Genomic DNA, 24,067 nt, shown 5'->3' with positions numbered 1-24,067 from the left:
TTTTTTGCCTTCCCAAATGCAAAGAAGTTAACAAAAAGGCGATCGCCAAGCTTGGTCGATCTGTGGTTCTAGGTCCGCAATTTGACCGGAGTTGTCCAACACCACATCTGCTAGAGCTACCTTTTCCGCCAAGGGCATTTGACTGGTAATGCGAGCTAAAGCCTCTGCCTCCGTCAAACCGTTGCGCTTGATCAATCGTTCCACCTGTTGCTGTGGTCCGCAGGTCACTACCCAAATTTCCGTTACCCAATCTGTTAACTGGGCTTCAAACAATAGAGGAATGCTCAATAACACCGTTTGCTCTTGTTTTAACTGAGCTAAGGCAGACCGAAAACACTGCCCAACAAAGGGGTGAATTTGGGACTCCAGCCATTGTTTTTCTTCAGCATTATTAAAGACAATTTCCCCCAGGGCTTGGCGCTTTAACTGTCCCTGTTGATCCAAAATTTCTGGGCCGTAGCGTTCGGCGATCGCCACTAGAATTTCAGAACCCGGTTCCACTGCTTGGCGGGCATAGAGGTCGGCGTCCAGGATGGGAATGCTATATTTTTGCTGTAAATAATCCGTAACCGTACTTTTTCCCGTGGCAATGCCCCCTGTCAAACCAATCAATCGTTGTCGAGGGGGCTTGGTGTCCATAGATAAAGTATGGTCAACGGAAATTTCTACGGGTTGATTGCTCCATGTTAGAGGTGTTAAACCCCCAAATAGTTATACCGAATTAACCAAACACCGTTTGGGGTTGTTGCTCCGCCAAGAATTTTTCGTGGACAATGCCCCGGAAAGTATCCAAGTCGGATTGCCACGCTTCAATGTACTGTTTGGCCACGCTGACCCGTTCTTGGGGATTGGGATTATTCAAGCTGTAATTGAAGTTACCCGCAAATAACAACGCACTCACCGCCTGGCGATCGGGAATCTGCAAAGTTGCCTGGTTAACTTTGAGGTTAAATTGACAGCCTTCCAAAAGATAGGTGAATTCCACCGCCGCTTGTACGGGGGCCTTGCCCAAATCTTGCCAGGCACCGGATGCCAGCAAAGTACCGGTGATGAACTTCCGAGCCCCATCGTTTTGATCCGGTAGGGGAATTAAACATTTGGGTGTCACTACCACGCCGTTGTATTGGGCATTGGGTAATTTTTCCACAAAGGCACTGGCGACCTTGCCCACGGTTACCACTTCCGCCGTTTTATCATTCATCCCTTCTAAAAACGTTAGGGAGCGGGGCTGGGCCACAATGCTGAGCCCATTTTTAAACACCAATTGGGAACCAGCTTTACTTACCACTGGCTGTTGGTTCAATTCCCATTCGTTGGGCACAATGCCACTGAACTTCAAAAACTGTTCATTGACTAGGGTTGGGTCTAACTCCTTGACTGCAATGCTGATGGAAATTTCTAGAATTTCATTGGGAAGGGTGACAGGTTCTTGGGAGGTAGGAATCACAGTGGACATTAATTTTGCTCAACAATTACCGGACTGACAAAGAAATTGGCCGGGGCCCAATAGATAGAACCCCAGCCAAAACAATACCGGATCTTAGGAAGAAACAGAAGTGGTAGAGCGTTTGCGGCTACGACGGTAAACCTTAGTGGTACTGACCGGTTGGCCGCTAGGCTCGGCAGTGGTGACCACTTTCTTTTCTGGTTTAGCTTTAACTTTTGGTTCTGGGGTTTTAGTCAGGACCACTTTTTTGCGGGGGGCTGGTGTGGCAGAAGTCGCACTGACAGTGCTTACATTCTGGGGAACCTGATCCAATTCGATGGGGGTGTCGGTTTGCAACATCAGTAAAACCATGGGGCTACTCTGTAATTCCCGTTTGATCAGGCGTTGCAAGCTAGACTCCAATTCTTTTTGCAACGCATTCCAGCTAACCTCTGTGGAGCCGTTAGAACCATGGGTGAACTCTGACCAGCGTTCTGTGAGGAAATTCTCGATGGTGCGGACAATTAGTTCTTCCAACAACTTAGGCTGAATGGTCATCACCACACCCCGGCAATGTACCTCAGGATAGGCTAACAGTGTGCCAGTTTTACTTAGGGCTGCCGCCACCGTCACCAAACCGTCTTCGGCCATTTGTTGCCGTTCAGCCATGGTGCTCTCATGGACAATACCCGCTTGATCCACCAATTCAATGCCGGAAGGAACTTGTCCTGCCACCCGGATGCGATCGCCGGTCAGTTCAATTACATCGCCGTTATTGACAATAACAATATTTTCGCTGGGAATACCCTGGGCCTGGGCCATCTGGGAATGCTTGACCAACATACGGTGTTCCCCATGGACGGGGACAAAGAATTTAGGTCGAGTAAGGGCCAACAACATTTTGTGTTCTTCCTGGGAAGCATGGCCAGAAACGTGAATGCCCTGATGCTTGCCGTAAATTACATTGGCTCCCTGCATCATCAGGCGATCAATGGTGTTGACCACCGCAATGGTATTACCGGGGATGGGATTAGCGGAAAAGACCACCGTATCCCCCTGGCGAATTTTAATCTGGGGATGCTCACCGTTGGAAATGCGGGTCATGGCCGCCAGAGGTTCTCCCTGGGAGCCAGTGGTCAAAATTAGTTGTTGTTGGTCGGGCAAATTGCGGGCTGCTTTGAGGGGCACGAATAAGTTATCGGGGCATTTGATGTAGCCCAATTTACGGGCATGGGCAATAACATTGAGCATTGATCGCCCCACCACCGCTACTTTCCGCTGATGTTTTTGGGCCAAGCTGAGAATAATATTGACCCGGTGCACCGAAGAAGCAAAGGTGGTCACCATCAAACGGCCTTCCGCCTGGGAAAAAACCCGGTCCAGGTTGGGGATAACAGACGCTTCAGAGGGGGTAATGCCAGGCACTTCCGCATTGGTGGAATCGCTCAGCAAACAGAGCACTCCTTTTTCGCCGTACTCCGCCACCTTTTGCAGGTCGAAAAATTCCCCGTCAATGGGAGTATGGTCAATTTTAAAATCTCCACTGTGCATCACTACCCCCAGGGGTGTGTGAATAGCTAGACAATAGCTGTCGGCGATGGAGTGGGTGTTACGAATAAATTCCACCACAAAGGATTTGCCCAAACGCACCATTTCCCGGGGAGAGACGGTCTGCAAATTGGTGCGCTCCAACATACCGGCTTCCTCCAGCTTGTCCCGCAACAGGGCCATGGCTAACCGAGGGCCGTAGATAATGGGAATGTCAAACTGCTTGAGGTGATAGGCAATGCCACCAATGTGGTCTTCGTGGCCGTGGGTAACCACCATGCCCCTGATTTTCTCCCGGTTTTCCCTCAGGTAGGTCATGTCCGGCAGTACAACATTAACGCCGTGCATGTCGTCGGTGGGGAAAGCTAGCCCCGCATCAAGCAGTAAAATTTCATCGTCATATTCAAAGACGCAGGTATTTTTACCAATTTCGTGCAGGCCACCGAGGGGAAGAATTTTGAGGGCTTGGGTTTGAGTATTTTTAGCCATAGTGTAAATAAAAAAACGTTGTAATTTAGCTAGTTAAGAATCAACAGTCGCAGTGCAACTTGAAGAAATTGAAGAAAAAACTGAGGTCCGGGCAGAGCAAAAACGGGGCTAAGCAGTCAGCAAATGACTGATGCAATTCAATCTTTGGATTAGCATTCCACTTGTTTTTGGGGAATTTATAGAAAAGGATAAAACCGAGTTTTGAGAACATCCCAAGGAGTGAATGTATTTGCAATCTTTGGAGCCGGTGGGGAGAGGGCAAGCCCTAATGCCAGAAGGTAAAAACGAAGACTGATTCAGAAAAAATTTAGCTCATTCTGGGCTCGGAAAGTATCGAAAATGGAAAGAAGACGCTGAAGCCTTTAGCTAATCGGTGTAATGAACTAGCTCGCATATGGGATGGATTATCTATTCAGGTTTGGACGGAATCGAAAAACTTACTTCGCTCTTAAGTTCATGCCATTCTAGCATATACATTCCGGATAGGTCCCTATTCTGAGAAAAAAATTGAGAAATCATCGACACTGGGCAGGGATTTAGCCATGGAGTTGATGGTAATTGATTAAATTTGATCAAAGATCATTTCAGCTTGTGACTGCCATTCTTTGACTGGTGTCGCCAAGGTCAAGTTTCCCAATTGATTCGGTCTATCTTCCTTGGGTTAATCGAATATTTATCCCCAAGTTCTTTACCCTAGGGAAGTAAGGCTAAATCCCTTAGTACGTCCCGTAACTGTTCGGTGTGGCCAGGGGACAGAGCACAAAGGGGAGGTCTGAACGATCCTACGGGCCAACCCTGGAGTCCCAGGGCTGTTTTGACTGGGATGGGATTGGTGGCGCAGAAAAGAATTTTAAATAGGGGTATTAGCTGCAAATGGATTTCGAGGGCTTGGGCCGTTGCTCCCTGGGCAAAATGCTGCACCATGGCTTGCAGGCGATCGCCGACCATATGACTGGCCACACTGACCACCCCGGCCCCTCCCACAGCCAATAAAGGCAGAGTAAGTACATCATCCCCGGCATAGATGGCAAAATTATCCGGGGTATGGGCTCGAATTAGGGAAGCCTGCTCCAAACTGCCGGTGGCTTCTTTGATGGCCACAATGTTTTTCACTTCCGCTAGACGGTAAACCGTTTCCGGGGCTAGGCTCTGGCCCGTTCTACCAGGAATGTTGTACAACATCAAGGGCAACTCCGGCGCACAATTGGCGATCGCCTGGAAATGGGCTAATAAACCTTCCTGGGGCGGCTTGTTATAGTAGGGCACCACCTGAAGGGAACCATCCACCCCCAATTTGGCCGCAATCTGGGTTGCTTCCATGGCCTCCCGGGTACAGTTAGACCCGGTGCCAGCAATGACGGAACCCCGATCGCCGACGGTTTGTTTAACCACCCGAAATAGCTCATGCTCCTCCTCCCAGGAAAGGGTGGGAGATTCCCCCGTGGTGCCACAGACCACCAGGCCGTCACTGCCATGGGTGATGAGATGGTCAGCCAATTTTTCCGCTACCCCATAATCCACCCCACCATCGGCATTGAAGGGGGTAACCATCGCAGTTAACACAGGGCCAAAGGGGGAAGTGCTTACAAAATCAGCCATAGACTATCTCAACGAAAAAGGGCAGCGGGCAAGTAACCATGGATGGGTTGGGAAAAATTCTACAGCCACCCCCGCTCCACCAATAATTCGGCGATTTGCACCGCATTGAGGGCCGCCCCTTTACGAATTTGATCACCGCACAACCACAGGTCCAAACCATTGGCGTGGGAAATATCTTGGCGAATACGTCCTACCAACACGTCGTCCTGGCCTGTGGCATCCATGGGCATGGGGAAATAATTTTTTTGCCAATCCTCCACCAGTTTTACCCCCGGAGCTTTGGCGATCGCCGTTTTGGCCAATTCCACCGGGAATGGGGTAGCAAATTCCAAGTTGACCGCTTCTGAGTGGGCCCGGAGCACAGGTACCCGCACACAGGTGGCGGTGATGCGTATATCTTCTGCGGCAAAGATTTTCCGGGTTTCCTGCACCATTTTCATTTCCTCCTCACAGTAGTGGTTAGCTGTGATGGGGGAGTTGTGGGGAAAGAGGTTAAAAGCCAAAGGATAGGGCAAAATCTCAGCTTGGGGAATTTTTCCCTCCAGGATATCCCGGCTTTGGTGCTTCACTTCTTCCATGGCCATGGCCCCGGCCCCACTGGCAGACTGGTAGGTGGCCACCACAATGCGTTTAATAGGTTGGATCTGATGCAGGGGATAGATGGCTACCCCCATTAAAATCGTCGTGCAGTTGGGGTTGGCAATGATGCCTTGGTGGTTTTGGGCCGCTTCGGGATTAATTTCCGGTACCACTAGGGGCACTTCCGGCACCATGCGAAAAGCGCTGGAATTGTCTACCATCACCGCTCCGGCTTTGGTAATTTCCTCTGCCCAACGCTTGGAAGTGGAACCACCGGCGGAAGCCAACACCAAGTCACAGCCTTTAAACGCTGAACCATCCACTGCCTGGATCGGTAACTTTTCTCCTTGGAACTCCAGGGTTTTACCCGCAGAACGGGGCGAGGCCAAAAGTTTTAATTCTGCCAGGGGAAAATTCCGGCTGGCCAGTAACTCCAGTAATTCTGTGCCAACGGCCCCAGTGGCCCCCAGGATGGCAACGCGTATCGGTGATGGCAAGGCTTACTCCTCCAGTAGCTAATCGGGATCGAAAGATGGGCAACGCAGTCAGAAAGCAGTATCAAGCTTAGTTAGGCCCAGTTGGTCAAAGTTGTTGGGGCAAAAAATCAGCCAAAAAAGAAAAAACTAATTGTGACGCAGGGCATTGCCCCCTAAACCGCAAAGCCATTATTGAATTGTCCAGCTAGAAAAATTATTGATTTAGTCCCATTCTCTCAAACCGGCCTGGGGGACCCCCCGGCGGGAAAAGATTCTCGCCCTAGGAAAAAATGGCACCCGGCTTATATTATGATCAATTGGGTTGACCGCCACAGGTCTTCCCCGAGCCATTGCGTTGCGGGGCTAGAAGGGAAACATTTCCCTCGGTCTAAGTGAACCTAGCATAACACGGGTAGAAGGGCCCACAGACCGATTTCTGCAGTCCTTCCCAGCCCTCCAGGGGTGAACTTAGTGCCCACTGCCCCCATTGTTTCACCATCGAGATTTCCCATCAATGAAAGTTACCCAGGAAAAATTGCCAGATAGTCAAGTTGGGCTAGAAATTGAGATTCCCGCCACAGCGTCGAAAAAAGTTTATGAGAACGTCGTCAAAAAGTTAACCCGCACCGTTAATATTCCTGGGTTCCGTCGGGGGAAGGTGCCCCGGGCCATTGTTATCCAGCGTTTGGGACAAAGCTATATCAAGGCCACGGCCATTGAAGAGTTGATCGACGACAGCATTAAAGCCGCGGTTAAGCAAGAAGAACTGCCCATCATTGGCAATTTTTCCCTGCGCTCGGACATGGAAAACCTAATTCAGATCTTTGACCCTGAAGCGCCCCTCACCATTAAGGTGGCAGCGGATGTGTTCCCCGAAGCGGAATATGAGCCGGAGAGCTACAAAAAAATCACTGCCCAGGCGGAAGAAATCGAATACAGTGCCGATGCCGTTGACCAGTGGCTCAAGGGAGAACAGGAAAAACGGGCTACCCTTGTCCCGGTGGAGGACCGTCCTGCGGCCCTTGGAGATCTGGCCATTGTGGACTACGCCGCTTTTCAGGTGGCAGAAGATGGTCAAGCTGGAGAGGCGATCGCCGAAGTGAAGGGGTCTGATTTTGAGGTGACCCTAGAAGACGGTCGTTTTGTGGCTGGTATTGTGGACGGTATTGTCGGAATGGCGGTTGATGAAACCAAACTGATTCCGGTTACTTTTCCAGAGGACTATCCCCTGGAAGCTGTGGCGGGGGAAGATGTATTGTTTGAAATTAAGCTCAAAGAAATTAAATTCCGGGAACTGCCTGAATTGGACGATGACTTCGCCGAAGATGTGAGCGAGTTTGAAACCATGGCAGAGCTCAAGGCGGACCTGGAGAAGCAATTCCAGGAACAGGCCAAACAGCGCACCGATGACAACATCAAGGCTGCCATTAAGAAAAAATTGGGGGAACTGTTCACCGGGGATTTACCGGAAACCATGATCAAACAGGAGTGCGATCGCCTAGTGGCCCAAACCGCCATGGAACTAGAACGCATGGGACTAGATGTTTCCCAACTGTTCCGTCAGGGGGATGATATGCTCCAAACCCTCAAGGACAATTCCCGCCCAGAGGCGATCGCCAACCTTAAAACCGACCTGATGATAGGGGCCATTGCCAAAGAAGAAAAAATTCAGCCCACCGAGGCAGAAGTTAAGGAACGCTGCGACGAGCTTCGTCAGGAATTCAAGGGAGAAAAAATCGACGAATCCCGGCTGGTGAACTTTGTGGAAAGTTCCCTCACAGAAAGTAAAGTGCTGGATCTGCTCAAAGAATGGGCTGATGTTGAACTGTTGCCGGAGGGTAGCCTCAGCCAAACTGAGGAAGATACTCCCGACGACGATGCAGAGGAAGAAGCCATCGTGGACATGGAAGCAACCTCCGACGAAGAGTAACCCGTTGGCCCAAATTACCCTTGGGGTGTCAGAGGCATACCGGGCCTCCGCAAACTAGAGGAGAAATCTCCGGAATAGGTAAATTGACAGGGCAGATTAACCCCCTGCCCTCCCCGTCCTAGGGCGGTCATCCCCCAAGGCTCCGGTAAATCTAGGTAACATGAGACCATGTCGGCAACAAAGTTGAGTTAACCTAAAGCAAAGTAAAGGAAAAGTTTTTTTTCCCCACTCCTTGGACGCTGGCTTGATCCCTGTCCGCCTTTTTCTTAATTTTCCCTACCTTTCCCCGTACCTAACCCATGGTCAACTCCCGTTCTCCCTACCGTTCTCCCCTCAGTACCCTAGGGGGCAATAACATCCAAAGCGTTGTTCCCATGGTGGTGGAACAGTCCGGCATGGGCGAGCGAGCCTTCGACATTTACTCCCGTCTGCTAAGGGAAAGAATCATCTTTTTGGGCACCCCTGTGGACGACCAAGTGGCAGATTCCATTGTGGCCCAGCTACTATTTTTGGACGCAGAGGACCCGGAAAAAGACATCCAACTCTACATCAACTCCCCCGGGGGCTCCGTTTATGCCGGCCTGGCCATCTATGACACCATGCAACAGATTCGCCCCGATGTGGTCACCATTTGTTTTGGGCTAGCTGCCAGCATGGGAGCTTTTTTGCTTTCCGGTGGCTGTAAGGGAAAACGCATGGCTTTGCCCAGTTCCCGCATCATGATCCACCAACCCCTAGGGGGAGCCCAGGGTCAAGCGGTGGAAATTGAAATTCAGGCCAGGGAAATCCTGTACATCAAGGATCGCCTCAATACCATGTTGGTGGAACACACCGGCCAACCCATGGAAAAACTCCAGGAAGATACGGAAAGAGATTTCTTTATGTCTGCGGAGGAAGCAAAGGAGTATGGCCTCATTGACCAGGTAATTTCCCGCCCTAATCTTCCCGACCCCACTACCCCCGTCACCTCCCTCGGTTAGTTTTATGCCCAAATACGACTCCCATCTGAAATGTTCTTTTTGTGGCAAATCCCAGGAGCAAGTCCGCAAATTAATTGCTGGCCCTGGCGTGTACATTTGTGATGAATGTGTAGAACTCTGTAACGACATTTTGGATGAGGAGTTGTTGGATGTACCCCCTGCCTCAACCGGGGAAAGGGATGGGACAGGTCAAAAACAAAAAAAATCTGGTCAGCCCCGTCGCCGTCTTACCCTAGAAGAATTACCCAAACCAACGGCAATCAAACAGTACCTGGATGAATATGTAATTGGCCAAGATGAGGCTAAAAAGGTGCTTTCCGTCGCTGTTTATAACCACTACAAAAGATTAAACCTGCTGGAGCGCAATCAAGAGGTTGACCCCGGCGATGCAGTGGAATTACAAAAATCGAATATTCTTCTAGTGGGCCCCACGGGGTCTGGGAAAACCCTACTTGCCCAAACCCTGGCGAAAATTTTAGAAGTGCCCTTCGCTGTGGCCGATGCCACCACCCTAACGGAAGCGGGCTACGTGGGGGAAGATGTGGAGAATATTTTGTTGAGACTGCTCCAGGTGGCGGATTTGGATGTGGAAGAAGCCCAGCGAGGCATTATTTACATTGATGAAATTGATAAAATTGCCCGCAAAAGTGAGAATCCTTCTATTACTAGAGATGTGTCCGGGGAAGGAGTACAGCAGGCTTTGTTAAAAATGTTGGAAGGAACGGTGGCCAATGTGCCGCCCCAGGGAGGTAGAAAACATCCTTACCAAGACTGTATTCAAATTGATACCAGTAATATTCTCTTCATCTGTGGTGGTGCTTTTGTCGGCTTAGAAAAGGTGATCGAACAAAGGTTTGGCAAAAAATCCATGGGCTTTGTGCGGCCGGGAGAGGGGCCAAGTAAGGAAAAAAGAACTGCCGATGTGCTCCGTCAGGCAGAGCCCGATGACTTAGTCAAATTTGGCCTGATTCCAGAATTTATTGGTCGTATTCCCGTGATGGCCTGCCTTAACCCCTTGGATGAGGATGCTTTAATTGCTATTCTGACCCAGCCCCGCAATGCCATTGTTAAACAGTATCAAACCCTATTGGGTATGGACCATGTGGAGTTGGATTTTCAACCCGATGCGGTGCGGGCGATCGCCACGGAGGCCCACCGTCGTAAAACCGGAGCTAGGGCGTTACGGGGAATTGTGGAGGAATTAATGCTGGATGTGATGTATGAGTTGCCTTCCCGGGAAGATTTAACCCACTGCTTGATTACTAGGGAAATGGTGGAAAAACGCTCCACAGCAGAATTATTGCTCCATCCTTCTTCTTTGCCTAAACCCGAATCTGCTTAGGTCTACACTTTTGTTTTTTTAAGTAGTCAAAGACTGGTTGGAATTGCCATAACCCAAAACTGCCATATCAAATGAATACAGGCTGAGTTCGTGAGTTTAATGTAAAGATAGTTAGTAATTGAAAGTAGGGCTAAATTGCCGCCGAGATTTGCGTTTTTTCATAATTTTGTCTGGAGTTGGCGAATTGGGAATTTAGTGTCCTTCGCCACAATTTTCTAAATTAGGGTTGATAAACTGCCTATACGGACGGTGTTTTCCCATTCCTAGGCTTTGCCGATCGCCGTTTGTTCCGTTTAAGTATGCAGGATTCCAATCAACGGCTCAAGCTGGGGGTACTGTTTTTCGTTGTTACCTTGGTGCTGGCCACTTTGGGTTATATCTGCTTTGGTTGGACAACGACGGAAGCAGTGTACATGGTAGTCATTACCGTTTTTGGGGTGGGCTATGGGGAAGTGCGGCCTCTCACCACCACGGCGGAAAGACTTTTTACCATGGGGGTAATTCTAGCGGGCACCACCTCGGCGGTTTATATTGTCGGAGCATTTGTACAAATGGTTACGGAGGGGGAGATCCATCGGGCTTTGGGTAATCAACAACGGCAACGACAAATTGCCAATTTGACTGACCACACAATTATTTGCGGTTTTGGCCGCATGGGGCAGGTGTTGGCAAAACAACTAAAGCAATCCGGTTTGCCCTTTGGCATCATTGACAATCAACCAAGCCAGGTGGCGATTGCCGAAGAATTGGGATATTTGGCCCATTGTGGGGATGCCACCAGGGAAGAACAATTGCAAATGTTGGGGGTAATGAGAGCAAAGACCTTGGCCACGGTTTTGCCGGAGGATGCCACCAATGTCTTTATTACCCTGACTGCGAGGGAATTAAACTCCCGTCTGACCATTTTGGCCCGGGGGGAAATACCTGAAACGGAGAGAAAACTGCGACTGGCAGGGGCGGACCAGGTGATTTTACCCCTGACGGTGGGGGCAGTTCAAATGGCGGATTTAATCACCCAATCGAACCGGCGGGATTTTCTCAATCGGCCCGATGAACGGGGTTTTTTAAATGACCTGTTGGCAAGCGTGGAAGTGCAAATGGACGAACTAATTGTGGCGCCGGATTCCCCCGCCATGGGTCGCACCATTATGGAAATGGAAGTTCGCAGTAAGGGAGCCTTCATTGTCATTGCCCTACGCCGAGCCGACGGTAGCACCATTCTCCATCCCCACCCTTCGCAAATCTTGAACGAGAACGACACCATCATTGTCATTGGTCACCGCTCGGAAATTCCCCGCTTTGCTGAACAGTATCAGTTCCGTCGCAAACAACTCAAAGCCCGTTGGCAAGAGGCTGCCCTAACCCCATGACCTCCATCGATACGCTCTGGCTATTGCTCTGTGCTGGCTTAGTATTTTTTATGCAAGCCGGTTTTATGTGTTTGGAGTCGGGGCTAACCCGTTCCAAGAACAGTATTAACGTTGCCATTAAAAATTTTGCCGACTTTGGCATTTCTGTGGCTCTTTTTTGGGCCTTTGGTTTCAGCATTATGTTTGGAATGTCCCAGGGAGGTTGGTGGGGCACAGGCTATAGCTTTGTCAATGTAGGGGGAGAACCCATCCTGGCGGTGTTTTTTCTGTTTCAGGCCATGTTCTGCGGCACCGCTACCACAATTATTTCCGGAGCGGCGGCGGAACGGTTGAAGTTTTCCGCTTATTTGTTGGTGGCGGGGTTAGCTTCTGGGTTAATTTATCCCCTCTTTGGAGATTGGGCTTGGAATGGCTTAGCCACAGTGGCAGGTATAGAAACCCCGGGGGGCTGGCTAGAAAATTTGGGCTTTCGGGATTTTGCCGGTTCAACGGTGGTCCATAGCGTCGGGGCTTGGGTCGGTTTAGCTACTATTCTCGTTGTTGGCCCCCGCCAAGGTCGTTTTCCTAAAACTGGTAGAACCTTAAAAATTCAGGGTTCCAATATGCCCTTTTCCGTTCTAGGCACTTTGATTCTCTGGTTTGGTTGGTTGGGCTTCAATGGTGGCAGTACCTTTGGCTTAACACCGGAGGTGCCTGGCATCATGGTCAACACCGTTTTGGCCGGGGTGGGGGGCATGTTGATGGCGGGGCTGATTAGCTTGCTTCAAGACAAAATGATCCAAGTGGAACCCCTGATGAACGGTTCCCTAGCTGGTTTGGTGGCCATTACCGCCGGGGCTAATGTGGTTATGACACCGATCGCCATGGTGATAGGAGCTACGGGGGCGGCGATCGCCTATCTGGTGGGGAAAAAAATGTTGCACTGGGGGGTAGATGATGCGGTGGATGCGGTGGCAGTCCATGGCGGGGCAGGAGTCTGGGGCACTCTCTGTGTGGGATTATTCGGTCAATTGCCGTTGGTGGATACGGGGCTAAATCGTTGGCAACAATGCGGAGTACAACTACTGGGCATTGGCGTTTGTGCGCTGTGGGCCTTTGGGTTAGCCTGGGTACTTTTAACATTGCTCAATCGGGTTTTTCCCCTGCGCATTTCCCCGGAAGATGAAGAAATTGGCCTCAATGTTTCGGAACACCAGGCTACGACTGAAACTTATGAACTTTTTCAGGTGATGGACCGCCAAGCCAAAACCCATGATTTAAGTTTGCGGGTGCCCGTTAACCCTTTTACCGAAGTGGGGCACATTGCCGGTCGCTACAACCAAGTGATGGATGCCTTTGAAGCTCGGCACCACCGTAGCGTGGAGGATTTAGCCCAAATTTATTACGTCACAGCGGCGATCGCCGCCGCCATTGAAAATAACAGTTTTAAAGCAGACCAGTTGGGTTTGGAGGAAGTGACCAATCGAGCCGACGAATTGGGCGCTTTGGCGAGAACCATCCAACAAATGGCGGAAATGCTCCAGCAACGGGACCAGGAATTAATTGCCGTTAAACAACAATTGGTGCTCCAACAGCAAAAACAGCACTATGGCAATGGAGAATCGGTGGATTTATCACCCTAGGTGTTACTGCGCCAATTAAACTTCACCGTACAAAGCGGCGATCGCCTGTTGGGGATTCGGTTGTTTGACCAGGGATTCCCCCACTAACACAGCCCGGGCCCCAGCCTGCTGTAATCTTTGCAAATCAGCCAATTCATAAATGCCGGATTCGCTAACCAAAGTGATGCCGGCTTGGGTCAATTGCTCCCGTCGTTGGGCAAAAAGATCCTCTGTAGTTTGCAGATCAACGGTAAAGGTTTGCAAATCACGGTTATTAACTCCGATTAGTTGCACCCCGTCCAAAGCCAAAACCCGGTCCAGTTCCTCCAGGGTATGGACTTCCACCAACGCCGCCATGGCTAAACCTTCAATAATTTTGAGGAAATAACGTAGATCCTTATCGCTGAGGATAGCGGCAATTAACAGCACCGCATCTGCCCCCTGGCTCCGGGCTAGATAGATTTGATAGGGGTAAATAATAAATTCCTTACACAGCAAGGGTAATTGCACCGCTGACCGCACCAGTTGCAAACTTTCAAAACTACCCTGGAAAAATTTCTCGTCCGTCAACACCGATAAACAATTGGCTCCTCCTGCTTCATAGGCCTTGGCGATCGCCACTGGGTCAAAATCCGCCCGAATAATGCCCTTACTGGGGGAAGCTTTTTTTACTTCGGCAATTAAGGCCGGTTGCCGGGGACTCTGGCGCAATGCCCCCACAAAATCCAATGGGGGAGCCATGTCTTTGACTAAACTTTGGAGTTTGACCAGGGGGACTAATTCCCGCCGTTGGGCCACTTCCTTTTCCTTATGCCAAACAATTTCCTCCAGAATGTGACGGGGAGCCGCTTCTGGATGCTTAATTTGATACTGAAGAATATCAACGTTGATGGGGGGGTTAGGAGGCCGGCGGCGAATTTCCATAAATTGACGGTCAATGCAGAGGATATTTTTGCGGCTAAAGGGTGAAATTAGCTCATTCCAACTTTAAATAGTAGGATGGAATCGTTAATTTTGTTGCCCAAGCTCCTCCGGCCAGCCAATCTAACTAGTCTGAATGGATTGTTCAAAAGCGAAAAAATTTCCCCGTGAATCCACTGTGGAGTGATTACGAAAAAGTGCTTTTGCGCATTGTACTCACCAGCTTGACAGCCCTGATTGTCTTGTTCTGTCTTTGCCTGGGCTACCGTTTGGTGCGCTTTACTCTGTTGGGATTTTGAGCGATATTACTGCCAATGACCAATGGGACTTAGGCATTTGGCTCCAATGCCTAAACACAATCTTACCCAGCCCAACGCCTGGAGTGGTTGAATTAGAATCGCCCCTTTAATTTTCGATGCCACTGCATTTATTCCTATGGTCATAAGCGAGCTTTTACCCAACCTAGATTCCGGCTTAACTACTCTCCGCACCGCTGGCTGGGGCGCAATGGAAATTCTTCAGTCCTACTACAGTGGCCAGAATCAGACCAATTTAAATGCCAACGAAGATAAACAGGATGGCCCCGTAACAGCGGCGGATTTGGCGGCCAATCAATATATTTTGGCTACTTTGCAAGCTACCTTTAACCCGGAAGAATTTGGCTATCTAAGCGAAGAAACCCACCAGGGCAACGAACCATTACCCCAGGATTGGGTTTGGATTATTGACCCCCTCGATGGCACCAGGGACTTCATTGATAAAACCGGGGAATATGCCCTGCATATTGCTTTGACCTATCGCCAGCGGCCGGTGTTGGCCCTAGTGGGCATGCCGGAAGCCCAAAAGCTTTACTATGCCATCCAAGGTCAGGGCTGTTTTCGAGAAACCAAAGCCGGGGCAATAACCCCAGTGAAGGTGAAGCCTAAAACTGAATTAGAATCTTTAACCCTAGTAGTGAGCCGTAGCCATCGGGACCAACGTTTCCAAGATTTGATTGACCGTTTACCCTTTGGCGATCGCCATTATGTGGGCAGTGTGGGCTGTAAAATCGTCACGATTTTGGAGGGACAGAGCGATGTGTACATTTCCCTCTCCGGTAAATCCGCCGCTAAGGATTGGGACTTTGCGGCCCCGGAGTTGATTCTCACCGAAGCGGGGGGAGAGTTTACCTATTTTGACCAGACTCCTGTTGTGTATAACCGGGGCGACGTGCGGCAATGGGGCGGTATCCTGGCTAGCAATGGTTCCCACCATGGAGCTTTGTGTGAGCAAGCCGTGGAAATTTTAGCTGAACTAGATCAAAATAATTAACCTAATGGATCAAACTGAAGCGGCCCAACGCTGGTTGGGCATTGACCCCGGTTTAGCCATTATTGGTTGGGCTATTCTCGACGGTCAGCCGGATCTATCTGCCCAACTGGTGGACTACGGCATCATCGAAACTTCCAAGCACCTCAGCACCCCGCAAAGGTTGGTGGAAATTGAGCAAGATATCCACGCCCTATTAGAAGAATTTTCCCCCCAGGCGATCGCCATGGAAATGCCCTTCTTCAGCCGACAAATCAAAGCGGCAGGGGGGGTGATGCAGGCTCTGGGGGTGATTAACCTGGTTATTTACCGAGAAAAGGGTATTCAACCTATTTTTTTGCATCAATCTAGTTGGAAATGCCATTTGGGTAATGGTAGAGCTGATAAAGCAGAGGTAGCCACCATGGTGCAGAATTTTTTTGGTCTAGAAGACTTACCCATCGACGATAGTGTAGATGCCATTGCCATTGCCCTGGCTGGTCTGAACGGAGTCCGCAACGACATTGGTTAAGATGCGGAGGTGGGGATTTCTGGGCAACCATCTGGGGGCGAGAGTTTGCTACAGTAAACACTACAGAAGCCTTGTCAATTATTGTTAAGCAAAACATCGACGCATTATGCCTGGGGATTATTACCAAACGCTTGGAGTGACGCGGGATGCTGATAAAGATGAAATCAAACGAGCCTACCGTCGGTTAGCCCGGAAATATCATCCTGACGTTAATAAAGAACCAGGAGCAGAGGAAAAATTCAAAGAAATTAACCGGGCCTACGAAGTGCTATCGGAGCCAGAAATTCGTCAACGCTACGATCAATTTGGTGAAGCGGGGGTCAGCGGTGGCGGTGCCCAGGGCTTCGATGTGGGCAATATGGGCGATTTTGCCGACATTTTTGAAACCATTTTTGGTGGCTTTGGCGGTGGCATGGGCGGCCAGCAGCGGGGTCGTCGTCGAGCTAATGGTCCCACCAGGGGGGATGATCTACGGCTAGATTTACAGTTAACTTTCCAGGAAGCTATTTTTGGCGGCGAAAAAGAAATTCGCATTCCCCACTTGGAATCCTGTCAGGTCTGTGAGGGCACTGGGGCCAAGCCCGGCACTGGGGTTAAAACCTGTGGCACCTGTAATGGCGCTGGACAAGTCCGTCGGGCCACCCGCACTCCCTTTGGCAGTTTTGCCCAAGTTTCCGCCTGTCCTACCTGTAACGGCAGCGGCGAAGTCATTGAACAGAAATGTGAAGCCTGTAACGGGGTCGGCCGCAAACAGGAAACGAAAAAGCTGAAAATTACCATTCCCGCCGGAGTGGATGATGGTACCCGTTTGCGGGTGGGTAAAGAAGGAGATGCTGGTTTACGGGGTGGTCCTGCAGGGGATTTGTACGTCTTCCTGATGGTGGAAACGGATAAGCATTTTGTCCGGGAAGGGATGAATATTCGTTCCAATTTGGAAGTGAGCTATCTCCAAGCCATCCTTGGTTGTCGTCTGGAAGTGGACACAGTGGACGGTAAAGCAGAATTGACTATCCCCGCCGGCACTCAACCCAACACCGTCTTAACCCTGGAAAATAAAGGGGTGCCCAAATTAGGCAACGCCACCATTCGGGGCGACCATCTAATCACGGTTAAGGTACAAATTCCCACCCGGATTAACTCGGAAGAGCGGGAGCTACTGGAAAGACTAGCCACCATCAAGGGGGAGAGCCATGGCAAAGGGGGCTTGGAAGGATTTTTAGGGGGACTATTCCATAAATGAGCCTGGATAATGAACCAATCTTGCTAGATCTGCGGGGCACTCCCTGTCCGATTAATTTTGTTCGCACTAAGCTCAAATTGGCCCAGATGGCCCCAGGACAATGCCTGGAAGTCTGGCTAGATGAGGGAGAACCAGTGGAGCAGGTACCCCATAGCTTGGAGCTGGAAGGCTATACGGAGCAATCCCTAAAAGCACTGGAGGGAGAATCGGCCTATTGTTTAACCATTACCGTTCCGGCGACAGTTCCCTAGGGAACTAGAGGTTGACCAATGACCAAAGCTACGGATGAAGGTACGGTTATTGCCGTTCAAGCTAACTACTATTGGGTGCGACTACGGAATGTGACGTCTCAACCACTACTCTGCACCCGCCGTACCCGTCTGAAAAAAGTGGGGCAAAAGGTCATGGTGGGGGATCAAGTCCGGGTGGAATTACCTCCTTCTTTGTTGTTGCATGGTCGTAGCAATACTGCACCAGTGCCCATGGTGGCCGAGGGGGATCTAGGGGCGATCGCCAAAGTTTATCCCCGCCGCACTGTGTTGAAGCGGCCACCGGTGGCCAATGCCGAACAAATTTGTTTAGTTTTTGCCCTCACCGATCCTCCCCTGGAAGAATGGCAGTTAAGTCGATTTTTGGTGCAAGCAGAAGCCACGGGACTGGAAATTAGCCTTTGCTTCAATAAACAGGATTTGGTGCAGGAAACCGATGTTAAATTCTGGGGCGATCGCCTGGCGGCCTGGGGTTACGCACCGATCATTATCAGCGTGGAAAATCGCTGGGGCGTGGAAAAATTACAGGAAAAACTAAAACACCGTATTAGCCTCATGGCCGGCCCCTCTGGAGTGGGTAAATCCAGTCTGATCAACCTGCTGGTGCCAGGGGTAGAACAACAGGTCAAAAATGTGTCGGGCAAACTGCGAAAAGGGCGCCACACCACTCGCCATGTGGAACTATTTGACCTTCCCCACGGGGGGCTACTAGCCGATACTCCAGGCTTCAACCAACCAGACCTGGCCGTTGAACCGGCCCAACTAATTCATCTTTTTCCCGAAGCCCGACAACAGTTAACAGGGCAGGAATGTTTTTTTAAAGACTGTTTGCACCGGGGAGAACCGGACTGTGCAGTGGGGCAGGATTGGGAAAGGTATGAACATTACCTAACCTTTCTGGAGGAAGTTTTGGCCCAGCAAAACCCGGAAAATTCTAGGGAAACGGACACAGGCTTGAAAACTAAAACCGGCAGTGATGGCCAGGAGTACGATGAACCAAAATTAGAAACTAAAAAATATCGCCGTCATTCCCGCCGTCAGGAGCATCAAGAACTCCAAAGTTTTTGTGAGCAAACGGATTTAGATAATTTACAGGGGGACTGGGATTGGGAATAGACCGGAACGTTAGACTTAGAACAAACGAAATAACTAACTTAAAAGTTATAACCAAAACTAATCAGTTAATCATTTTCCCAATATTCACAGGACATCAAGTCACCAATCTGATCCCGCAGTAAATAGTCATTCCTTTCCAATTCACATTCCACACAGACCCATTCCCGGGCAGGAATATACTGACAGAGGACATAAATGGGCTGGTGACGACTTACTGTGCCCTGCTCCACTAACAAGCGAGCCTCATCCTTGAGCATATTAATGTCGTAACCGGAGGAAGGAAGGGGTGTTAAAGTTGCAGTACTCATAAAAGCCACCAAAGTTGAAACTCATACACAACTATAACCTAACCCTAAATACAAACAAAGGGGGGCTTTGCTGTATTATCGATTACAATTCTTTGCACTTCCGTATAAATACTTAATTTTCTAGACTTTGGGCAACTCTAAACTTTTTGTTAAGGTTTTGCCAACGGTGACTGGCTGGTAGTTTTCCCCCTGAATTTGCCTTGCCCCAATCACGATATACTCAATGGCGACGATCAGGACAGAAAACCATTATGGTGGCGGTTGCAGTATTAGCGGCGGGGAAAGGCACCCGCATGAAATCAGATTTACCCAAGGTGCTCCACCAATTGGGGGGCTACAGTTTGGTGGAAAGGGTATTACAAAGTTGCCGTCCCCTGGCCCCGGAAAGACAGATATTGATTGTGGGCTACCAAGCCGCCGCCGTGGAATCTTCTTTGGCCGGGCGATCGGACGTGGAATTTGTTGAGCAAAGGGAACAGTTGGGGACTGGCCACGCTATTCAGCAGTTACTGCCTTGCCTCCAGGATTACCAGGGGGATTTGTTGGTGTTGAATGGGGATGCCCCTCTGCTCCGGTCAGAAACCTTGGAAAATTTGCTTGCTACCCACCAAAGCCATGGCAATGCGGCGACTCTGCTCACAGCCCATTTGCCAGATCCGAAGGGTTACGGCCGGGTATTTTGCAACGGGGATAATCTGGTTACCCAAATTGTTGAGGACCGGGATTGCAATGCGGCCCAACGGCAAAACCATCGAGTCAATGGCGGTATTTATTGCTTCCACTGGCCCCGATTAGCAGCCGCTTTACCCAAATTATCAGCCAACAATGATCAACAGGAATATTACCTAACTGAGGTGGTAGATTACCTAGACCAGGTGATGGCGGTGGATGTGGATGATTATTTGGAAATTAACGGCATCAATGACCGTAAACAGTTGGCGGCGGCCAATGATATTTTACAAAATCGCATCAAGGATGACTGGATGGCCCAGGGCATTACTTTGATCAACCCCGATAGCATCACTATTGACGACACAGTAGTACTAGAAGCAGATGTGATCATTGAACCCAACACTCACCTAAGGGGTAACACCGTGATTGGTAGGGGTAGTCGCATTGGCCCCGGTAGCCTGATCGAAGATAGTATTGTTGGATCTGGGGCATCGGTTCTATTTTCTGTGGTTAGCCAAAGTCAGATTGGGGATGGTTGTCGCCTTGGTCCCTATAGCCACGTTCGCGGGGAAGCGGATATTCAAGCCGACTGTCGCATTGGCAATTTTGTCGAAGTGAAAAAATCTGTCATTGGTGCCCAATCCAATGTGGCCCATTTGAGTTATCTGGGGGACGCGATGCTGGGACAGCGGGTCAATGTGGGGGCTGGTACCATTACCGCTAATTATGACGGGGTGAGTAAGCATGCAACGGTAATTGGTAGTGGCACTAAAACCGGTGCCAATAGTGTGTTTGTGGCCCCAGTGCAGGTGGGAGAAGGGGTAACGGTGGCAGCGGGATCGGTGATTAATCGGGATGTGCCGGCAGGATCTTTGGCGATCGCCAGGCCGCGGCAACGTATCATTGATAATTGGCAAGTGCCCCCAGCCCCGCAGTCGGGTCAACCCTAAATTGTTATGCTCACCATTGCTTTACCGAAAGGCTCGTTGTTGCGGGATAGTATTGACCGTTTTCAGCAAATTGGCCTAGATTTTTCTGCTTTCCTCGAACCGAAAAACCGTCAGTTACAAATTGTTGATCCCACTAATCAGGCTAAGGCTTTGTTGGTGAGGGCTTGGGATGTGCCGGTGTATGTGGAATACGGCCAGGCCCAGTTGGGCATTGTGGGTTATGACATTCTGCGGGAAAAAAAGCCAGCGGTGGCCCAGTTGGCGGATTTAAATTTTGGTGGCTGTCGTCTTTCGGTGGCCGTGCCCCAGGCCAGTCCCTATCGGCGATCAGTGGATTTACCGCCCCATGGTCGGGTGGCTTCTAAGTTTGTCCATTGTGCCCTGGAGCATTTCCGACGTTTGGATTTGCCGGTGGAAATTATTCCCCTTTATGGTTCGGTGGAGTTAGGGCCCATTACGGGCATGTCGGAAGCCATTGTTGATTTAGTTTCCACTGGTCGCACTCTCCAAGAGAATGGCTTGATGGAAATCGAAGTTTTGTTCGACAGTAGTGCTCGCCTCATTGCCCATCCCCTCAGTTACCGGGTTAATGGAGATCGCCTGCTGGACTGGGTGGAAAAATTGCGATCGGTGATCTAGTCTTCTCGGCCGGGCCAGAGTAGGCGCAGGGCCATAATGGTAAAACCCAGAGCGGCCAATGCTTTGAGAAGTTTGGTGGGTAAAAATTGAGCTAAACTCCCCCCCGCCAAAACCCCAAGGAAACTAGCTAAAATTAGCGCTGTCACGGAGCCGAAAAATACGGCCCGAGGAGATTTGGCACTACCCCCCAAGGCGATCGCCGCCAACTGGCTTTTGTCGCCAATTTCCGCTAGAAAAACGGTGATGAAACTTAGACCAAACAGTTGCCAATCCATGGTGATGTTAAAACGAAAAATGTTAAGGGGAAGTCAAACCCTGCTCGCCGATTAAATAATCCACAAATTGCCTCGCTGTGCGGCCCGATCGCCCATTATGCCTGGTGGCCCATTGTTTAGCCCGGAAATCTAACTCCGTTTCCGATAAATTAATCTGCGCCTGTTTAGCCAAGTGGTGTACTATCATCAAATACGTGTCCTGGTTAGCCGGCGGAAAAGTTAGGGTTAAACCAAAACGGTCACTAAAAGATAATTTTTCCTGCACCGTGTCCCAAGCCTGTACTTCGTCAGCATCCTGGGGCGAAGGGCGATCGCCAAAAAACTCGCGAATTAAATGACGGCGGTTACTGGTGGCATAAATGACCACGTTGGCGGGGCGGGCGACCAAATCCCCTTCTAAGACAACCTTTAAACTTTTAAAACGCTCATCTTCCTCTTCAAAAGAAAGATCATCAACAAAAATGATAAATTTCTGCGGATAGGTACGTAGTTTTTCCACCAATAAAGGCAGAGTAATCAAATCCCGGGGAGATACCTCCACTAAGCGCAAACCCTGATCACCGTACTGATTAACCAAGGCTTTCACCAAAGAAGATTTACCACTGCCCCGACTGCCATAGAGCAACACATTTAGGGCCGGCAGTCCCTGCAAAAGGCATTGCGTATTTTGACAGAGGGTCTTTTGGGGGTCATCGTAGCCCACTAAGTCCGCCAATCGAACGCCATCTATTTGGGGCACCCCCTGTAAGTTTTTCCCCTGCCAACGAAAAGCCCGGTAATGGGCCACGGCTCCCACGCCTTTCTGTCGATAATGGGCCACCAGATAATCCAAATTTTCGCCCCAGTTTTGGCCGCCTTCTGCAGGAAACTCTAGTTGGTTGGACACCTGCCAAGCCTTTAACGCCACTGGAGTTTGGGAAGCAATGATTACCCACTGTAAAATCTGTTCCGGTGGGCATTGATACACCATTTGGATCAAATTCAGGTCATGACGAGCCGCATCCTGCAAACTGGTTGGCAATTGGGTCAATTCTTCCCTTTGCACCCGCACACTAAATGGATTCTCATCCTCCAACAGGCGATCGAGTAAAAAGTCCTGCCAACTCTGACCCGCCTCAGCCAAATGGCGAAACCACACCCCATAGGCTTGCAAACAAACCGTAGCTTCCGGCTTTTGATTCGTGCCATTGTGGTGCAAACAGCGCAACAAATCTAAAAAAGCTTCCCCAATGGGATTGTCGAAAATACCTTGATACAGCAACAGGCTGGAAACCTGATGGTACAAAGCTTTGCTGGATGTAGCTAGTAGGGGAGTAGGGTAGGGAACCGTCATCAAATATTGTGCCAAAGTCTAGGGTAAAATTTCCCGGCCCACCGCCTTATAGCGCCCCCAGGCCAAATGGGAACGGGGATCAACGTAATCTCGAATAATTACCCCCGACTGGGAAGCCCGCTCAAAAGCCACCAATAGGGGAATTTCCGTTGTGAACAGAGGTAAATTTTCCGCCTGCAATAATTTCCTTGCTTCGCGACCGCTACGGGTACGGGCATCTACCTTAGTTAACAAAATCTTGTAGTTAACCTTGAGGGAGGCCAACTGGTCCGCCGCCTTTAAAGTCGCATCCAAATCCAAATGATTGGGAGTGGTGGGAATAATCAATAAATCGCTCCCCTCTGCCAAGTCCCGAAATTCATCTAACTCCGGCATAGCTCTGGTGTCCACCACAATGTGGGGATACTTACGGATTAACGCAGTGGAGCCCGCTTGGGAAGCAACGTAGAAAGGTAATTTTTCTTCCCTCGCCCAGATTAATGCCGAACGATTACGGTCCGCATCAATCAGCAATGTTTGATCCTTTTGTTGCAGATAGGCCGCCAGATGGACAGCGGTGGTAGTTTTCCCAACGCCCCCTTTGAGGGCAGTGATGGCAATAATCATCGGCTAGGGCAAAAGAAAAAGGAGAGCTGTAACACTCTCCCAACTTTAGCTAATTGCTGATGTTTTGCTCAATTAGTTTTATTTTTTGGTCATTTTTCGAGTGATGACTGTTTGACAAAACCTTAGAGAGCATTACCCCGGGGGAGAACCTCCTCAGGGAAGATAAAGTTTTCATGGGGTTGATCTTGGGGAGCCATCCAGGCACGCATCCCTTCGTTCAACAAAATGTTTTTCGTATAAAACGTTTCAAATTCCGGATCTTCAGCAGCCCGCAGTTCCTGGGAAACGAAGTCATAAGCCCGCAGGTTCAATGCCAAACCAACGATACCCACAGAACTCATCCACAAACCAGTTACGGGAACGAACAACATGAAGAAGTGCAGCCACCGTTTGTTGGAGAAAGCAATACCGAAAATCTGAGACCAGAAACGGTTGGCAGTCACCATGGAGTAGGTTTCTTCCGCTTGGGTAGGTTCAAACGCCCGGAAGGTGTTGGAATCTTCACCGTCTTCAAACAGGGTATTTTCCACCGTGGCACCATGGATGGCACATAACAAAGCACCACCGAGAATCCCGGCA

Annotated in this window: 24 protein-coding genes and 1 pseudogene; 13 read left to right on the top strand and 12 right to left on the bottom strand. The window is 49.9% G+C overall.

What is annotated here, in order from left to right; all coding sequences use genetic code 11:
• Window positions 1-27 precede the first annotated feature (27 nt).
• The 5 genes from coaE to BWK47_RS14885 all read right to left on the bottom strand — a co-directional run bounded on the left by coaE (window position 28) and on the right by BWK47_RS14885 (window position 6,138).
• Window positions 28-639, bottom strand: a complete 612-nt coding sequence (gene coaE / locus BWK47_RS14905) for a dephospho-CoA kinase (protein WP_162329253.1) — start codon at window positions 637-639, stop codon at window positions 28-30.
• Between the two features lie 82 nt (window positions 640-721).
• Window positions 722-1,456: a hypothetical protein gene (locus BWK47_RS14900; RefSeq protein WP_162329252.1), complete on the bottom strand. Its 735-nt coding sequence runs from the start codon at window positions 1,454-1,456 to the stop codon at window positions 722-724.
• Window positions 1,457-1,540: 84 nt separating this feature from the next.
• Window positions 1,541-3,463, bottom strand: coding sequence for a ribonuclease J (locus BWK47_RS14895; protein WP_162329251.1), 1,923 nt, complete (start codon window positions 3,461-3,463; stop codon window positions 1,541-1,543).
• A 693-nt stretch (window positions 3,464-4,156) separates the two neighbouring features.
• Window positions 4,157-5,062 (bottom strand): 4-hydroxy-tetrahydrodipicolinate synthase, encoded by a 906-nt coding sequence (gene dapA / locus BWK47_RS14890; protein ID WP_162329250.1) that lies wholly within the window; start codon window positions 5,060-5,062, stop codon window positions 4,157-4,159.
• Between the two features lie 59 nt (window positions 5,063-5,121).
• Window positions 5,122-6,138 carry an aspartate-semialdehyde dehydrogenase gene (locus BWK47_RS14885; protein WP_162329249.1) on the bottom strand — a complete coding sequence of 339 codons (1,017 nt, stop codon included), beginning with the start codon at window positions 6,136-6,138 and terminating at the stop codon, window positions 5,122-5,124.
• A gap of 493 nt (window positions 6,139-6,631) precedes the next feature.
• Between BWK47_RS14885 and tig the strand changes: the two genes are divergently transcribed.
• Window positions 6,632-8,047, top strand: coding sequence for a trigger factor (gene tig, locus BWK47_RS14880; protein ID WP_162329248.1), 1,416 nt, complete (start codon window positions 6,632-6,634; stop codon window positions 8,045-8,047).
• Window positions 8,048-8,061: 14 nt separating this feature from the next.
• Here tig and BWK47_RS14875 read toward each other — a convergent pair whose 3' ends face one another.
• Window positions 8,062-8,217 carry a hypothetical protein gene (locus BWK47_RS14875; protein WP_162329247.1) on the bottom strand — a complete coding sequence of 52 codons (156 nt, stop codon included), beginning with the start codon at window positions 8,215-8,217 and terminating at the stop codon, window positions 8,062-8,064.
• Window positions 8,218-8,346: 129 nt separating this feature from the next.
• Here BWK47_RS14875 and clpP point away from each other — a divergent pair, with 129 nt between their 5' ends.
• The 4 genes from clpP to BWK47_RS14855 all read left to right on the top strand — a co-directional run bounded on the left by clpP (window position 8,347) and on the right by BWK47_RS14855 (window position 13,361).
• Complete coding sequence (gene clpP / locus BWK47_RS14870; protein ID WP_010874090.1) at window positions 8,347-9,027, top strand: ATP-dependent Clp endopeptidase proteolytic subunit ClpP; 681 nt, start codon at window positions 8,347-8,349, stop codon at window positions 9,025-9,027.
• Window positions 9,028-9,031: 4 nt separating this feature from the next.
• On the top strand, window positions 9,032-10,369 hold the full coding sequence (clpX, locus tag BWK47_RS14865; RefSeq protein ID WP_162329246.1) for an ATP-dependent protease ATP-binding subunit ClpX: 1,338 nt from the start codon (window positions 9,032-9,034) through the stop codon (window positions 10,367-10,369).
• A gap of 299 nt (window positions 10,370-10,668) precedes the next feature.
• Entirely contained in the window at window positions 10,669-11,739 is a 1,071-nt protein-coding gene (locus BWK47_RS14860) for a potassium channel family protein (protein ID WP_162329245.1), read from the top strand.
• Entirely contained in the window at window positions 11,736-13,361 is a 1,626-nt protein-coding gene (locus BWK47_RS14855) for an ammonium transporter (protein WP_162329244.1), read from the top strand. Before BWK47_RS14860 ends, BWK47_RS14855 begins: the two co-directional genes overlap by 4 nt.
• Before the next feature lie 15 nt (window positions 13,362-13,376).
• On the opposite strand, the gene trpC is transcribed toward BWK47_RS14855, so the two are convergent.
• Complete coding sequence (gene trpC, locus BWK47_RS14850; protein WP_162329243.1) at window positions 13,377-14,264, bottom strand: indole-3-glycerol phosphate synthase TrpC; 888 nt, start codon at window positions 14,262-14,264, stop codon at window positions 13,377-13,379.
• Window positions 14,265-14,428: 164 nt separating this feature from the next.
• On the opposite strand from trpC, the gene BWK47_RS17300 reads away from it, so the two are divergent.
• The 6 genes from BWK47_RS17300 to rsgA all read left to right on the top strand — a co-directional run bounded on the left by BWK47_RS17300 (window position 14,429) and on the right by rsgA (window position 18,705).
• Complete coding sequence (locus BWK47_RS17300; RefSeq protein ID WP_257793030.1) at window positions 14,429-14,560, top strand: hypothetical protein; 132 nt, start codon at window positions 14,429-14,431, stop codon at window positions 14,558-14,560.
• A gap of 136 nt (window positions 14,561-14,696) precedes the next feature.
• On the top strand, window positions 14,697-15,572 hold the full coding sequence (locus tag BWK47_RS14845; protein ID WP_162329242.1) for a 3'(2'),5'-bisphosphate nucleotidase CysQ family protein: 876 nt from the start codon (window positions 14,697-14,699) through the stop codon (window positions 15,570-15,572).
• Window positions 15,573-15,576: 4 nt separating this feature from the next.
• Window positions 15,577-16,080 (top strand): crossover junction endodeoxyribonuclease RuvC, encoded by a 504-nt coding sequence (locus tag BWK47_RS14840; RefSeq protein WP_162329241.1) that lies wholly within the window; start codon window positions 15,577-15,579, stop codon window positions 16,078-16,080.
• A gap of 106 nt (window positions 16,081-16,186) precedes the next feature.
• Window positions 16,187-17,320 (top strand): molecular chaperone DnaJ, encoded by a 1,134-nt coding sequence (gene dnaJ / locus BWK47_RS14835; protein ID WP_010874083.1) that lies wholly within the window; start codon window positions 16,187-16,189, stop codon window positions 17,318-17,320.
• Complete coding sequence (locus tag BWK47_RS14830; RefSeq protein ID WP_162329240.1) at window positions 17,317-17,571, top strand: sulfurtransferase TusA family protein; 255 nt, start codon at window positions 17,317-17,319, stop codon at window positions 17,569-17,571. Before dnaJ ends, BWK47_RS14830 begins: the two co-directional genes overlap by 4 nt.
• Before the next feature lie 18 nt (window positions 17,572-17,589).
• Entirely contained in the window at window positions 17,590-18,705 is a 1,116-nt protein-coding gene (rsgA, locus tag BWK47_RS14825) for a small ribosomal subunit biogenesis GTPase RsgA (protein WP_162329239.1), read from the top strand.
• A 65-nt stretch (window positions 18,706-18,770) separates the two neighbouring features.
• On the opposite strand, the gene BWK47_RS14820 is transcribed toward rsgA, so the two are convergent.
• A complete protein-coding gene (locus BWK47_RS14820; protein ID WP_041425865.1) occupies window positions 18,771-19,013 on the bottom strand; it encodes a DUF4327 family protein in 243 nt (80 codons plus the stop codon).
• A gap of 251 nt (window positions 19,014-19,264) precedes the next feature.
• On the opposite strand from BWK47_RS14820, the gene glmU reads away from it, so the two are divergent.
• Entirely contained in the window at window positions 19,265-20,635 is a 1,371-nt protein-coding gene (gene glmU, locus BWK47_RS14815) for a bifunctional UDP-N-acetylglucosamine diphosphorylase/glucosamine-1-phosphate N-acetyltransferase GlmU (protein ID WP_162329719.1), read from the top strand.
• 6 nt (window positions 20,636-20,641) lie between these two features.
• Complete coding sequence (hisG, locus tag BWK47_RS14810) at window positions 20,642-21,274, top strand: ATP phosphoribosyltransferase (protein ID WP_162329238.1); 633 nt, start codon at window positions 20,642-20,644, stop codon at window positions 21,272-21,274.
• Here hisG and BWK47_RS14805 read toward each other — a convergent pair.
• The 4 genes and pseudogenes from BWK47_RS14805 to BWK47_RS14790 all read right to left on the bottom strand — a co-directional run.
• Window positions 21,271-21,549: a TMEM165/GDT1 family protein gene (locus BWK47_RS14805; protein ID WP_162329237.1), complete on the bottom strand. Its 279-nt coding sequence runs from the start codon at window positions 21,547-21,549 to the stop codon at window positions 21,271-21,273. The two genes, hisG and BWK47_RS14805, sit on opposite strands and share 4 nt — an antisense overlap.
• 22 nt (window positions 21,550-21,571) lie before the next feature.
• The gene (locus BWK47_RS14800; protein ID WP_162329236.1) at window positions 21,572-22,882 is read right to left on the bottom strand and encodes an ATP-binding protein; all 1,311 of its coding nucleotides are present in this window, start codon (window positions 22,880-22,882) and stop codon (window positions 21,572-21,574) included.
• Window positions 22,883-22,900: 18 nt separating this feature from the next.
• On the bottom strand, window positions 22,901-23,488 hold the full coding sequence (locus BWK47_RS14795; protein WP_162329235.1) for a ParA family protein: 588 nt from the start codon (window positions 23,486-23,488) through the stop codon (window positions 22,901-22,903).
• A 122-nt stretch (window positions 23,489-23,610) separates the two neighbouring features.
• Window positions 23,611-24,067: pseudogene (locus BWK47_RS14790) on the bottom strand (photosystem II D2 protein (photosystem q(a) protein)); the annotation flags it as partial.

Source organism: Synechocystis sp. CACIAM 05 (assembly GCF_010222815.1).
Classification (GTDB): Bacteria; Cyanobacteriota; Cyanobacteriia; order Cyanobacteriales; family Microcystaceae; genus Synechocystis.
Note: the sequence above shows the minus strand (reverse complement) of the source record. Positions and strands in the feature narration are given on the sequence as shown.